Here is a 14,486-nt window from a genome sequence, read left to right on the forward strand (position 1 = left end):
TTCAATTTCCCTCAAGAAAAAGGTTACAAATATCACTTTTAAATTTTTTGCTAACAACATCCCTTAGCAAGTTCTTACATACAAAGGAATGCCCCTTTTTTCCAACATCAACAGCCGATTCATAATTACCAATGATGTCTTCCAAAGTACTTGACACCAAGTGATCAGGCAGCAAAGAATCAAGAAAATATCCGATGTGATTCTCTACTATAAAATCAACAGAGGCTAAACCACTAGGTGCAAAGACAAGCACTGGCCTACCCGAAATGAGATATTCGGGCAATTTAGTAGATACAGACAACTTTGTTAATTCAACATTTCTCGAATCATCACTCTCAACATGGAGCAAAAAATCAAATTGCTTCATTTTTTCAGCAATAACTTCAGAATCAACAAGTCCATGAAACTCAACACCCGCATCAACAAACTTATGATAAAGCTCAGGCTCAACATCAGAACCAGTATACAAATGAATTACAATATTGGCAGGGGTTAACCTTGCAAAACGAAGTATCATTTCGCCCCGCCCTAAATGTAGCCCCCCAAAATAACCAACATTAAACTTTGAATCCACTGCATGACAAGGCTCAACATATGGTAAATATTCTACAGAATTCATTATAAACTTAAAATCTCTTCCGAAATACGAAGAATAAACACCTGCCATTTTCACCCCAATTACATATAGCAAACTCGACATATCAACTGTTTTTCGAAAAGTTCTTCTTAAAAAGAAAGAGTTGATCCAAGAAAACAAATTTCGAGGCTTACTATTTATAATATAATCATCAGTGAAATATGAAACCAGGGGCACATTCAATTTATCTGAAAGATAAGCCGCTATTCGATGAGAAAAAGCCGCATCCCCACCCAAATAAAAAATAAAATCTGGCGAATACTCATGACACCAAACGTTCAAATCTTTAGTTTTCCATACACCCGATAGCCACAATAAATCCCGTAGAAATCCAGCTTTCTTGAATTTTTTTTTGAAAAACGAAAAAGCCTTATCGCCTACGACGTTTCTCAAGCTAGACTCAGCAGGAATTGAGCCACACGTTTTACTTAAAAATAAAATCTTTCTCAAGACATCCATATCCGTAATTTTAAAATAACGGTCACAATAAGTATAATCTGGCAGCTCATTATTACTAAAATAAAGCTGTGCCACTTCATCTTTAGAGAAATCGCTAAAAATAGCTTCAAGTGTTTTTCCATTATTGGACGTTCTTGAAAAACTATTATGAGAAACCACCAAAACTTTTACTGCCGACACAAACTCACCTCAAATAAACAATTATATGAAAACAAAGGATCCAGCGTTAGCTCATAGACCGGGAAAACAAATAGAGCAAAGCAGAAAAATAAATACAAGACAACAACAGGCATCACACGAATCCGTTTCTTAAAACTAAAACTATAACAAGCACTCGTGATAAGGCATGCATTTAACAAGAAGATAGTCTTAAATATGCGCACAAAAATTGGCACATCTAGCATAACAATCAAAACAAAAAAAAGCCCAAGATTAGAGCCCCAAAAATATCTAATAAAGATTGGATTATAGCAAAACCAAACCCTATTAGAAAAATAGAATAATCCAGCAAAAATTAAATTCACCATGTATATTAGAACATTGACAAAAAACATATTCAAATTGCCTTCATAAAGCAAAGCCCGCTCCGCAAAGAGCGCACTATTAAATACAGCAAGTCTTAAAAAATAATAAAGTACAGCAAAAAGAGCAAAGCAAAAAGCATAAAACAAGGCAGGCTCTTTGAATCTATAAAAACATATAGCAAGAAACATATACAAAATGGAAGACTGGTGTATTAGTGTTGCAACAAACACGCACAGGACAAAGTAGAGCACTGAGCTTTTATCATTTTTTAATAAGGCAAGAATCCCTTGCAAAACCACCCCAACCGCTAAAAAATTCCTCATCAGCACATAATCTAACGAGAAAAAAAATAACAAATATAATGCAGCAAGCAATGCTTTAACGTTTGTAAAATAGCTAAAAAATCTAAAATGAAGCGCAAGAGTTATCAACGCAATAAAAAGTTTAAACTCAAAGAAGTTGAGATTAAAATACTTAAATAAATCGGATAGCCCGCCATAAATTAACTCTACCCCCCAATCCGAATAACTGCGCTCATAATAAAATGTATGGTAAGCGGCATAATCACCATTACTATAATTTAAACCATAAGAAACAAACCCAATAGCAAAGAAAATCAAGAATAGTTTATGGCTACTTGAATACCTAAACGAACAAAAAACCAAAGAACCAAATAATATCAATATCAATATCACTTCAATTTAAACCTTGAGGTCAAACTCTCATCAACATCCATATTTAAAAATCTTTTTATTAGCGCCGCAACATATCTTTTAGTACGTTGCCTAAATGGATAGGTCATAATATTTTCTGTTTTTCTTTCGAAAAACGGATCAATTTCTAAATTTTTAGGATGTCGCAAAGGAAATTTAATTGAGCTTGTATTTATCTCACAAAACCTGCGCGTCATTTCAAGCTCAAGCGAAACACCGCCGTGAGCTGAAAACTCATCAACACCAATATTTTTTATCAAGTTAAATTCAGGTGAAATTCCAAAAACCCCGTTTGCACGCACCGCAAATGACATTTGAAAATCCCATGATGATGGCTTTCCATTTTTAACAATTCTATACTTTTCTTCTTTCCAGTTCATTAACTCTTGATGAAAAAGTTTATTGGATAAATAAGAGCCCCTTACATTCTTTAATGCATCACTATCATTTAACTTGCTTATACAGCCATCATATAGCGATAAAAACTTGTGCGACCAAGAAGCCCAACCGCAAGGGAGCATACAGCGAGTAAAAACATAACTAGAGCCATCAACGGGCTTATATTCACCCAAATAGTTAGTTCCACATACCCACAATATTCGCGAATTATCCTTATATTTTCTCAATAGGATTTCACAGAATTCAAAAAAACTTAAATCAGGAAAGTTATCATCTTCTAAAAATATCGCAAATTCTTCTCTTTCAAAAACCCACTTTGCACCACCAGCGATATTTTCATAAACTCCAATATTGCTTTCTGCGTAACGTTTTACTACCTCGCAATCCCAATCAATCGCAGACTCAATAGCTCTTCTGCATTCCTCTACTTGGAGCATTTCTTCAGGTGTACGCCCACCATCAGATAATAGATACAATTTTTTGGGTTTGACTTTTGCAATTTGCCCAAGCACCAGCAGTGGCTTCTCTTTTCTTTTGAATAAAATAAGAGCAACAGGAATATCAAAACCTTCTTTCATATTCATTTCATCAACCCCCAACAACCTTACTCATTTCTTTTGATTTAAAAGCACAATATATTATTTCAAAAAGGCCAGACAAGACTAGCGCAACCACAACCATATAAATATTATTAAAAAAAAGATAAAAAACGCATAGCATTACCACATACACAAATAGGGCAAACAGTTGATTCTTTAACAGTATGTCACCTCGACCTTTAGGCAGAAACACAAAATAGCTATAACAACCAACAATCAAGAATGCAAGAATATTAAAACCCATCAACACTAAAACATAATATGATTCAGACAAAACCCCTGCACCCAAAAAATCCACGGCAAAAGAACCAAACAACACAATGCATATCAAAAAAGCAATGGACACTAATAATTCAAAAACAATAATCTTTCTAACATCAAACACATGCATCTTAGCCAACTTAGGGAAGATTGCAGTATTTATACTAGTTGCAAACATACTCGGTATTGCGTAAATCTTATTTGCCAAATCAAAAATAGCAACCTCTTTCATTCCAAAAAAAACACCAATAAATATTTCCATACTCCTATATTTTATAATACCAATAGCGCCAATCCCAAAAAAAGGCGCTGCCTCTTTAACTACTTTCTTAAAACTAGAAAAATAAAACCTAAAATTACATCTTACAATACTAATTGCATAAAAAAACAATACCAAGCCTGCAAGAAGATTCGATATATTTACAATTAAAGCGAACAAAACAAGATCTTCTGGCTCATTAACCAAAGCATATACAAACAACAAAGAAACAAGCTTAGATATTGATTGAACAACTGTAACAATGAGTAGTTTTTGACGCCCCTGAAAAAGCCAGATAGGAATAAGGACATTAGACAGCACGCCCAAATAACAAAACATATACAATTCAGGCTTATCAACACTAAAGAAATTTAACAAAACAAACAGGGCACCCGACAATATCAATGAAGCCAAAAACTTAAAAGCAAAAACAATTGAAAAATACTCTGAAAGATTTATTTCATCAATACTATCTATAGCAGCACGCTTAATGCCCGGCATATCAAAACCGAAATTTATAACAACAGCGGCTACGGACAAGACAGCTGTGACATAAACAAAATACCCATAACTATCAGCACCAACAACAGGCAAAACTAATGGCAGCATCACTATGAAATAGGCTGCATTTAAGACCTGCAAAAAGGTTAAGGCAAAGTAATTTTTTAATATCGTAGAATTTGATATAAAAACATTTACCAACCTATTAATTTTATTAAAAATCAATACACGATCCAATGATTTCAAAATAATATTCCGTTAGGATTTTCATAACTATTAATCATTACCAAATAAATCGCGGGTGTATACCTTGTTGGTTACGTCTTCCAGCTCAGCCGAGGGACAATTAGCCACTACATCGTGACCCATATCCAACAGGCACTTGACGGTGTACATGCCGATGAAGCCGACTGCGCCGGTAACGAGGTATTTCATTGTGTGATGAGTCCTTCGATGGCAATATGTTGTAGCTCTACCCTTTTAGGGTTGACGCGACTCTCAATATTTAACCGCAGTAGCGGCTCGGTATTCGAAGCACGGATATTCATCCGCCAGTCATCGAACTCCAGGCTCAATCCATCGGTGGTGTCTACCTTGGGATTCTGCTCTACGTAATGCGCCTGCACCGCGTGTATCACAGCCTTGCTGTCAGCAACACGGTAGTTAATCTCGCCACTGCAGGGGCGAGCAGCCATGCGCTCGCCCACCAGTTCGGAGAGTTTCTTGCCCTGGAGGCTCATCAACTGGGCCACCAGCAGCCAGGGGATCATGCCGCTGTCGCAGTAGGCGAAGTCGCGAAAGTAGTGGTGCGCGCTCATCTCACCGCCGTAGATGGCGTTTTCCTTACGCATGCGCTCCTTGATGAAGGCATGGCCGGTTTTGCTCTGAATGGCCTGGCCGCCGTTCTGCTGGCAGATATCGATGGTATTCCAGGTCAGGCGCGGGTCGTGGATGATCTTCGCGCCTGGCTCCTTCTTGAGGAAGGCTTCAGCCAACAGGCCGACGATGTAGTAGCCCTCGATGAACGCGCCACTCTCGTCGAACAGAAAACAGCGGTCGAAGTCGCCGTCCCAGGCGATGCCCATGTCCGCGCCATGCGCTTTGACCGCATCGGCAGTTGCGGCGCGATTTTCCGGCAGGATGTGGTTGGGGATGCCATTAGGGAAGCTGCCATCGGGCTGGTGATGTACCTTGATGAACTCAACCGGCGCGCCCAAGTCCTTGAAGCGCTGCTCCAACGCATCGATCACATGCCCCGCAGCGCCGTTGCCGGCATTGACCACCAGCTTGAGCGGTTGAAGATCAGCAGGGCTGATATAGCCGAGCAGGTGCTCGATGTAAGCATCCTGGCATGATTGGCGGGTCAGGCTGCCGCGCTTGCCGACCGGCGCGAAGTTGTCTGCCTCGGCCAGAGCCTGAATATCTTTGAGGCCGGTGTCACCACTTATCGGCTGGGCGCCACGACGCACCAGTTTCATGTCGTTGAAGTCGATGGGATTGTGGCTGGCGGTTACCTCGATGCCACCATCGACATCGAGGTGAAAGGCAGCGAAATAAACTTCTTCGGTACCGGTCATGCCCAGGTCGATCACATCACAGCCGGCGTCCATAAGGCCATTGGCCAGAGCTTGCTTGAGGCCCGCAGTGGATAGACGCATATCACCACCGATCACGACGCGTTTGGCATCGAGGAACTGCGCATACGCACGGCCAATGCGGTAGGCGATGTTCTCATTGAGCTCAGCGCCGAGCTGGCCGCGGATGTCGTAGGCTTTGAAGCAGGTTAGCGTGGTCACGGTGAGTAATGCTTCTCGATCGAGTGCAGCAACACCCTGCATTGCCATGCAGCAGGGCAATACGTGAATCAGGCGCTTCGCGTACGGTTCCCGGTAAATGCGATGCGGATCAGCGCGACGAATACGCCAAGCATGCCGCCCAGCACCAAACCAATTGCCACGATCAGCATTTTCTTGGGTTTGATGGGTTTAAGTGGCTTGATAGCCGGCTGGTCGATACGCACCAGGTTCAGCTGTTCCAGATTAGGCTGGATACTCTTTAAACGAGCCGCTTCCTCACGCATTTCTGCCAACTTGGCCAGGAAAAGGTCTTCATTCTCCCGGCTCTGCATCATCTCGATCTGGCGGTTGTGCTCGAGCATCTGCAATTTATTCTGGATTGTGGCGATTTTCGGCTCGGTGTGGTCATCCGAACGCCGCTTGAGCAGGATATTGCGCTCGGCCTCCAGGGCTTCAGTCCCCATGAAGTGGAGAGGGAACTGCTGGCTGATCACTTCTGTACGGAAAACGTTACCCTGCCCTGCCGCTGCATCGACATCACCCAAGGACGTGGGATTGGTCGGCTTGGAGATACCAAGTGATTTGGCGATGGCAATCGCCTCGTCGAGCTGGGCAATGCGGTTCTGTCGACGAGTACGCAGCTCAGCTCTGAGCGCCTTGAGCTCATCTTGCAAAATGGCAATCTGGAGCTTGTCATCTTCACTCAGCTTGGCAATGGCGGCTTCTTTCTCGGCCTCATAGCTGGCACGCGCAGCCGCCATTTGTCGTTCGATCTTGTTCAGATGATTCTGGATTACCCCCTCAAGATCCAGCGCTACGCGGCGGCGCTCATCGCTGATGGCTTGCTCGACCATACCATTGAGAATGGTCACGCCATCTAGGTAGTCAGGGTATTCAAGACGCAGCCCTACATAAGGCGAAAGGTTGTTGGTTTTCTTTGGATCCGGCTGCAACAAGGTGAAGTTTGCGCCATTAAAAGCCTCAAATGCCTGCTCAAGGGTCTTGTCACCCGTCTTTAGCGGTTCAAATAAAGCCTGATTGTCTCGGAAAAACTGCAAGCGTGAACTGTAGGAGTCCAGTGCTGCACCTACGCGCTGCAGTGCTTCTTCAGGCGTTAAGCTGTATACGCCCGTGCTATTGAGTTCATCCAGCTCTTTCAATGGAGCCGGTCGTAGCATGCTTTGCACCTGATAGTGAGGCGTGGCAAGCCAGGCGTAGCCTGCAGCACAGACCGCTACGGCAAGCGTACAGGCAATGATCAGGTACTTCTGTTGCCAGAGTTTCTGGAACAGTTCCACAAGATCGATTTCATATGCTGTGGGCTCGTAGGGCTTTGCGGGTTCGGTACTCACACTATCTCCGAGGTCTTATCATCATTGAAAAACGTTGGTGTTTGCTCTTGCTGGCATCTGGTAAGTGCCTGCAAAACGCATGGGTTTAACCTGGAACTACTACGTTGAGCGGACATCCTGCTTGTGCATATAAAGCCCGATACATCCGTGCGAGCTCTCGCTTGGCATCTGGTTCGCCATGCACGATACGAATTTCTCCGGGCTTGTTGCGCATACCGCTTACGAACTTGAGTAACCCGGCTTGGTCGGCATGAGCTGAATAGCCGCCCATGATATGCACCTGAGCGCGAATGTCATAGCGCAGCCCGTCATATTCCACATAGCCATTACGCGGGCCAAAACGCTGGATCTGTCGTCCCGGTGTACCCTCGGCCTGGTAGCCGACGAACAGCACATCATGCCGCTCGTCACCCAGCATCACTTTTAGGTAGTTGACGATACGCCCGCTGGAGCACATGCCGTTGCCGGCTATAACGATAGCCGGCTGAGTGGTTTGGGCCAGACGGTTGACCATGGCCAGGTGAGCCTGGTGGCTGTCGACCGTAAGCAGGTTACGAAAAGCCAGTGGGTTACGGCCCTTGGCCAAACGTGCCCTCGCCTCTGCGTCCCAGAAGTGATCGAGCTCGCGGTATACCGCTGTAAAACGGCTGGCCAGCGGGGAGTCGAGAATGATGGGTAAGTTCGTCCAGTCGAGCGCTGTCATTTTGCTGGAGCGAGTCTTCGCTGCAGCGGCCTTTAACTTGCCAGCCTCTTTGAGCGCTCTGCGATGGATGATGTCTTCCAGCTCATAGAGCAACTCTTGAGTGCGACCAATACTGAAGGCGGGTATCAGCACTGTGCCCTGGTTACGCAGTGCGTGTTCGAGCACTTTTTCCAAACGCGCACGTCGACTGCGACGATCTTCGTGTAGACGGTCGCCATAAGTGCTTTCGATGACCAGAATATCGGCTTTGTAGGGTGCTTTCGGTGCCGGGAGGATTGGCGCATGGGGCGCACCCAGGTCGCCGGAAAATATGATGCGTTTCTTCTCGCCCGTCTCGGGGTAGTGCAGATCAACCTCAACGTAGGCCGAGCCGAGGATGTGGCCGGCACGCTGTAGGCGGATGCGAGCATTGAGCTGCGGCGTGTCGATCAGGGTGAACCACTGCTTGTAGGGTAAGGCGACGATGCGCTGCTCGATCAGCTTTAAGTAGCGCTCTACCTGTTTCTGATCACGACTAAAACCAAGCTTGAAGGCATCCTCAAGGACGATGGGCAACAGCTTGGCCGATGGTTCACTGCAGAGAGTCGGGCCTTTGAAGCCGACTACCAGAAGATAGGGAATACGACCAACATGGTCGACCTGTAGATGGTTAGCAACGTGTACGTTTACCCGAGCCAGGGCAAAGGCAATAGCTAATCGCTCGGCATCTATATTGCCCTCTGGCGAAGTTTCTAAACTCTCGAACAAAGCACAATCGAACAACAGATTATTTTCGGCATCCACCTGCAATGGATGCCAAGAACCTGTTACACCTGCGGCTCGGCCGTGATGAGTAACCTGTACCATGGCTAGTCCGTTAACCACCTTGTGCTGGATGCATTCACTGCTGACAGCTATTGTCATGAGACATGGCCAAGCTTTACGAGGCGCGCCAACGACTTGGCACCTGCGCCCCCACAAGCAAAACCAAACGGGCCAACTCAGTATTTTGACCTGATTGGCATTCTGCCTGAAACCAAACCACTGTCCAGTCTTGACGATCACACCCATCCTTGATACTGGCGGCGTTGTCCCGCTTCAAAAGCCGATGAAACCCATGCAAAGCCAGTATGGCCTCGCGTATCTGCCAAACTCTCGGCGACTATGTTCACTCGCATTCAAACAAAAAATTCAGCATTTTTTCTTGCAATTCACTCAGTCACAGCCAGTCACTGACAAAGTCGGATTGTTCCAGCAGCGGCGCCGTGCGCAATTTACCTTCCGGGGTACCCAGGTAGATGAAGCCGAGGATTTCTTCGCCCGCTGCCAGGCCCAGTCCTTGTGCCACCACGGGGGAATAAGCCATCTCGCCGGTACGCCAAACCGCACCGACACCCTGGGCATGCGCCGCCAGCAACAAGCCATGGGCGGCACAGCCGGCCGACAGCAGTTGTTCAATGCGGGGCACCTTGGGATGCTCTTTCGGGCTGGCGATCACCACCACCAGCAGGGGCGCGCGCAGCGGCATGGCGCGCACCTTGTCCAGTTGTTCGCCAGTTGCTTCGGGCTGCTCGGTCTGCAGGGCCTGGGCGTACAACTCGCCCAGGCGTTCGCGGGCCTGCTCCTCGATGCACAGGAAGCGCCAGGGGCGCAGCTGCGCATGGTCCGGCGCACGCAAAGCCGCCTGGAACATCACCTGGCGCTGGGCCTGAGTGGGCGCGGGCGCCAGTAAACGGGTCACCGACACGCGGTTGAGCAAGGCATCGAGGGCATTCATCGGGGTTACTCCAGGCGACTGGCGCGAAAACCCCAGCATTTTAGTCTGATAAGCCCCGCTCCGGGCCAACCTTTTTCGCCCTGGCGGCAGATCCGCTGATTGTTAGCGCTCGGTTTACAGCGCAGGGCAGCCCGGTAGAATGGCGCCCTCTTCTCCTGCGAGCCTGTCTCCATGGCCTTGCCGACGCTGCGTACCATTGCCTTCATCCTGGGCATTTTCCTCATCACGCTCTCCATGGCGATGCTGGTTCCCATGGCCACCCTGCTGCTGATGGAGCATCCCGAGGACCTGCAGGCATTCATCTGGTCGGCACTGATCACCTTCAGCAGTGGCCTGGCCATGGTGCTGCAAGGCAAGCCGAAGGATAGCCAGCTGCGCCCGCGCGACATGTACATGCTGACCACCTCGATCTGGCTGATGGTCTGCGTCTACGCCGCCTTGCCGATGATTTTCCTGCATCACATGAGCTTTACCGATGCCTTCTTTGAAACCATGTCCGGTATCACCACCACCGGCGGCACGGTACTGGTTGGCCTGGACAGCATGTCCGAAGGCATTCTGATCTGGCGTTCCCTGCTGCAGTGGATTGGCGGTATCGGCTTCATCGCCATGGGCGTGGCGATTCTGCCGCTGCTGCGCGTGGGGGGCATGCGTCTGTTCCAGACCGAATCATCGGACTGGGGCGAGAAAGTCGTACCCCGCTCGCACATGGCCGCCAAGTCGATTGCCGTGGTCTATCTGATCCTTACCGTGGCCTGTGTGCTCAGCTACTGGCTGGCCGGCATGGACTGGTTCGACGCGATCAACCATGCCTTGACCACGGTTTCCACCGCGGGCTTTTCGACCTCGGATGCTTCACTGGCCAGCTTCAGCAACGCCTCGCACTGGGTCGCCGTGGTGTTCATGGTGCTCGGCGGGATTCCTTTCGTGCTCTATGTGAGCATGTTACGGGGCAACCGCAAGGCGCTTATCCGCGACCAGCAGGTACGCGGTTATCTCGGCGCAGTCTTGCTGATCAGCCTGGTGACCAGCCTGTGGCTATGGCTGAACAGCGACTACGCGCTGCTCGATGCCTGGCGCATCGCCACGGTTAACGTGGTGTCGATCACCACCACCACGGGCTTTGCCGTAGGCGACTACAGCACCTGGGGCGGCTTTGCCTTCATGCTGTTCTTCTACCTGACCTTCATGGGCGGCTGTTCCGGCTCGACCACTGGCGGCCTGAAGATTTTCCGTATCCAGGTGGCCTATACCCTGTTGCGCAGCGGCCTGATGCAGCTCATCCACCCCCGTGCGGTGATCAAGCAGCAATACAACGGGCACGCCCTCGACGAGGAAATCGTCCGTTCGATCCTCACCTTCTCGTTCTTCTTTACCCTGACCATCGCCGCCCTGGCGCTCGCCCTGGCGATGCTCGGCCTGGACCCGATCACCGCATTGACCGGCGCGGCAACCGCGGTGTGCAACGTCGGCCCCGGCCTCGGCCCGATCATCGGCCCAGCCGGCAACTTCTCCAGCCTGCCAGACAGCGCCAAGTGGCTGCTGTCCTTCGGCATGCTGCTCGGTCGCCTGGAAATCATCACCGTGCTGGTGCTGGTGACCCGCGCCTTTTGGCGGCACTGACACACCGGCACCTTTGCCAGGCCGTTGCAGAACAGATGGTTTTGCAGCGGCCGGTTAGCCCTGCACGCCGGACCAGTCGATCCAGCCCAGCTGCCAGGTCGCCAGGATCAGCAGGCCAAAGCCGATGCGGTACCAGGCAAATACCGCATAGCTGTGGTTGGCGATGAACTTGAGCAGCGCCTTGACCGCCAGCATGGCGAAGATGAACGAGGTGACAAAGCCCAGCGCGAACACCGGCAGGTCGCCCGGCTGGAACAGCTCGCGGTAGGTGTAGCCCGAATACACCGCGGCACCGACCATGGTCGGCATGGCCAGGAAGAAGGAAAACTCCGTGGCGGTCTTGCGTGATAGGCCGAACAGCAGGCCACCAATGATGGTGGCGGCCGAGCGCGATGTGCCGGGGATCATCGCCAGGCACTGCGCGCAGCCCACTTTCAGGGCATGACTCCAGCGCATGTCATCGACGTCATGCACTTCGATCAGATGTTCGCGGCGCTCGGCCCAGAGCATGATCACACCGCCGATCACCAGTGCGACCGCCACGGTCAGCGGGTTGAACAGGTAATGGTGAATAAGATCGGCAAACGCCACGCCGAGTACCGCTGCCGGCAGGAAAGCGATCAGCAGGTTGGCGGTAAAGCGCCGTGCCTGAGGCTCTCGATGCAAGCCGGCCACCACGCTGATGATGCGCGGGCGAAACTCCCACATCACCGCGAGGATGGCGGCCAGCTGGATGATGATGTTGAACGCCATCTCCCGCTCACCCGAAAAGCCGATCAGATCGGCCACGATGATCTGGTGGCCCGTACTCGATATCGGCAGAAACTCGGTCAGCCCCTCGACAATGCCCAGAACAATGGCTTGAAAAGCCAACCACAGGTCCATCGGAACTCCTTGTGTACAAATTGGCTGCTATACCGAAAACAGCAGCGCTGTAGGCCCTTGCGACGCCCTGACTCATGGCCAGGCGCACGGCGACTTGCGTTAATCAGCGCCGGCCCGCTTGGGCTGCGCAGCAGGCAAAAAGTTCGCTGAAGCCGGCCACGCGGGACGAAAAACCTCACGTCACGCCAGCGGGGGCCGAAATGCTATCAGAGTTGCCGCCCAGACGCGGCCAAAAGCTAATGCGCCACCTGTCTGCGGAACGTGATAGTTTCAGTAATGACCAATAGGTCATTTTGCGATTCGTTACAGGCCCTAGCGGCCCAACCGGCCCCTCCCACCGCAGGATGGGCACAGAACAAGGAATACTCTGATGAACATGCTGCGTAATCTGGCCATCAGTCGTCGTCTGTGGATGATTCTCGCCATCGCCCTGTCGCTGCTGATCCTCGCCGCCGTGCTGTTGCTACGACAAACCCATGAACAGATGTATGCCGGCAAGAGCGAGAAGACCCGACATGTGGTGGAGACCGCGCTGGGCATCCTGCAGCACTATCAAAAACTCGAGCTGGCCGGCACCCTGGACCGCAGCCAGGCTCAGCAGGCGGCCATGGATATGGTCCGCGACCTGCGTTATGCCGGCCAGGAGTATTTCTGGATCAACGACCTGCAACCGCGCATGGTCATGCACCCGGCCAATCCCAAGCTGGATGGCCAGGATCTTTCCGGCATCAAGGACCCCACCGGCAAGCCACTGTTCAATGAATTCGTGCGTATCGCCCGCAGCCAGGGTGCCGGTTCGGTGGATTACTACTGGCCCAAGCCCGGCGCCAGCGAGCCGGTGGCCAAGGTGTCCTATATCCAGTTCTTCGAGCCCTGGGGCTGGATCATCGGTTCAGGGGTATACGTCGACGACGTGGAGGCGGAATTCTCCAGCCTGGCGCTGCGCGCCAGTTTCATGTTGCTGCTGGTGGCCATGGTGCTGCTCGGCCTGGTGATGATGATCAGCCGCAGTATTACCCGCCCGCTCGCCGAAGCCGTGCACGCCATGGCCGACATCGCCAGCGGCGAAGGCGACCTGACCCGTAGCCTGGATACCCATGGCCGCGATGAACTGACGGAACTGGCCACCCACTTCAACGCCTTCACCCACAAGCTGCGCCAGGTGATCGGCCATCTGCTGGAGTCGGCCGGTGCGCTGGACCAGGCTTCGACCTCGCTGCACGACATCGCGCAGAACGCCCAGCATGTCAGCTCGCAGCAATCGCAACAGATGGAACTGGTAGCCACCGCGGTCAATCAGGTGACCTACGGCGTGCAGGATGTCGCCAAGAATGCCGAGCATGCTTCCAGCGAAGTGCACAGCGCCGAAGAACAGGCCCAGGCCGGTCACAACAGCATCCAGGGCAGCCTGCGGCAGATCGACCAGTTGTCCCACACCATCGAGGATGCCGTACAGGTCATCCAGTCGCTGGCCAGCGAAAGCAACCAGATTGGCAGCGTGCTGGAGGTGATTCGCTCGATTGCCGAACAAACCAATCTGCTCGCCCTCAACGCGGCCATTGAGGCCGCCCGCGCTGGCGAACAGGGCCGCGGTTTTGCCGTGGTAGCCGACGAGGTTCGCCTGCTGGCGCAGCGTACCCAGCAGTCCACCGCGGAAATTCAGGACATGATCCAGCGCCTGCAAGGCAACTCGGAAGCGGCGGTCAAAGCCATCCATGAAAGCAGCCGCGCCTCGCAACAGACCGTGGAGCAGGCTCGCCAGGCCGGTGAAAACCTCGCCCAGATCAACCAGTCGCTGCGCAACCTGACCGGGCTGAATGCCTCGATCGCCAGTGCCACCTTGCAGCAGTCGCATGTGGTCGAGGACATCAACCAGAACGTCACCCAGGCTGCGGGGCTCTCCCACCAGACAGCCCTGGCCGGCGAACAGACCCGCGAAGCCAGCGAGGAGCTGGCGCGTCTGGCCGAAGCCCTGAGCCAGATCCTCCGGCAGTTCCGTATCTGAGGGCGCGCAGACG

At 50.8% G+C, this 14,486-nt stretch carries 12 protein-coding genes and 1 pseudogene; 3 read left to right on the forward strand and 10 right to left on the reverse strand.

Features of this window, described 5'->3' with window-relative positions; genetic code table 11:
- Window position 1 precedes the first annotated feature (1 nt).
- The 9 genes from CW360_RS16795 to CW360_RS09435 form a co-directional block, all read right to left on the reverse strand.
- Window positions 2-1,276, reverse strand: a complete 1,275-nt coding sequence (locus tag CW360_RS16795) for a glycosyltransferase (RefSeq protein WP_157825277.1) — start codon at window positions 1,274-1,276, stop codon at window positions 2-4.
- The gene (locus tag CW360_RS09405) at window positions 1,264-2,241 is read right to left on the reverse strand and encodes an EpsG family protein (protein ID WP_157825279.1); all 978 of its coding nucleotides are present in this window, start codon (window positions 2,239-2,241) and stop codon (window positions 1,264-1,266) included. The genes CW360_RS16795 and CW360_RS09405 overlap by 13 nt, the downstream gene beginning before the upstream one ends.
- 71 nt (window positions 2,242-2,312) lie before the next feature.
- Window positions 2,313-3,317, reverse strand: coding sequence for a glycosyltransferase family 2 protein (locus CW360_RS09410; RefSeq protein ID WP_212633288.1), 1,005 nt, complete (start codon window positions 3,315-3,317; stop codon window positions 2,313-2,315).
- Between the two features lie 4 nt (window positions 3,318-3,321).
- Entirely contained in the window at window positions 3,322-4,599 is a 1,278-nt protein-coding gene (locus CW360_RS09415; RefSeq protein ID WP_157825281.1) for an oligosaccharide flippase family protein, read from the reverse strand.
- Between the two features lie 30 nt (window positions 4,600-4,629).
- Window positions 4,630-4,788 carry an NAD-dependent epimerase/dehydratase family protein gene (locus CW360_RS16960; protein ID WP_212633289.1) on the reverse strand — a complete coding sequence of 53 codons (159 nt, stop codon included), beginning with the start codon at window positions 4,786-4,788 and terminating at the stop codon, window positions 4,630-4,632.
- Window positions 4,785-6,149: a phosphohexomutase domain-containing protein gene (locus CW360_RS09420; RefSeq protein WP_170307377.1), complete on the reverse strand. Its 1,365-nt coding sequence runs from the start codon at window positions 6,147-6,149 to the stop codon at window positions 4,785-4,787. Before CW360_RS09420 ends, CW360_RS16960 begins: the two co-directional genes overlap by 4 nt.
- 68 nt (window positions 6,150-6,217) lie before the next feature.
- Window positions 6,218-7,501 carry a Wzz/FepE/Etk N-terminal domain-containing protein gene (locus tag CW360_RS09425; RefSeq protein ID WP_101193521.1) on the reverse strand — a complete coding sequence of 428 codons (1,284 nt, stop codon included), beginning with the start codon at window positions 7,499-7,501 and terminating at the stop codon, window positions 6,218-6,220.
- A gap of 85 nt (window positions 7,502-7,586) precedes the next feature.
- Window positions 7,587-9,050, reverse strand: a complete 1,464-nt coding sequence (locus tag CW360_RS09430; RefSeq protein WP_170307378.1) for an MBL fold metallo-hydrolase RNA specificity domain-containing protein — start codon at window positions 9,048-9,050, stop codon at window positions 7,587-7,589.
- A gap of 352 nt (window positions 9,051-9,402) precedes the next feature.
- Complete coding sequence (locus CW360_RS09435) at window positions 9,403-9,960, reverse strand: nitroreductase family protein (protein WP_101193523.1); 558 nt, start codon at window positions 9,958-9,960, stop codon at window positions 9,403-9,405.
- 171 nt (window positions 9,961-10,131) lie between these two features.
- Here CW360_RS09435 and CW360_RS09440 point away from each other — a divergent pair, with 171 nt between their 5' ends.
- Complete coding sequence (locus tag CW360_RS09440) at window positions 10,132-11,583, forward strand: TrkH family potassium uptake protein (protein WP_101193524.1); 1,452 nt, start codon at window positions 10,132-10,134, stop codon at window positions 11,581-11,583.
- 54 nt (window positions 11,584-11,637) lie between these two features.
- Here the strand turns inward: CW360_RS09440 and CW360_RS09445 are convergent, their stop codons facing one another.
- A complete protein-coding gene (locus CW360_RS09445) occupies window positions 11,638-12,468 on the reverse strand; it encodes an undecaprenyl-diphosphate phosphatase (protein ID WP_093986625.1) in 831 nt (276 codons plus the stop codon).
- Window positions 12,469-12,952: 484 nt separating this feature from the next.
- Between CW360_RS09445 and CW360_RS17325 the strand changes: the two are divergent.
- Both CW360_RS17325 and CW360_RS17330 read left to right on the forward strand, forming a co-directional pair.
- Window positions 12,953-13,618 (forward strand): annotated as a pseudogene (locus CW360_RS17325) (cache domain-containing protein); the annotation flags it as partial.
- A gap of 120 nt (window positions 13,619-13,738) precedes the next feature.
- Window positions 13,739-14,473: a methyl-accepting chemotaxis protein gene (locus CW360_RS17330; protein ID WP_425439761.1), complete on the forward strand. Its 735-nt coding sequence runs from the start codon at window positions 13,739-13,741 to the stop codon at window positions 14,471-14,473.
- Window positions 14,474-14,486: the final 13 nt, after the last annotated feature.

This window comes from Pseudomonas fluvialis, from assembly GCF_002835605.1.
GTDB classification, from domain to species: domain Bacteria; phylum Pseudomonadota; class Gammaproteobacteria; order Pseudomonadales; family Pseudomonadaceae; genus Aquipseudomonas; species Aquipseudomonas fluvialis.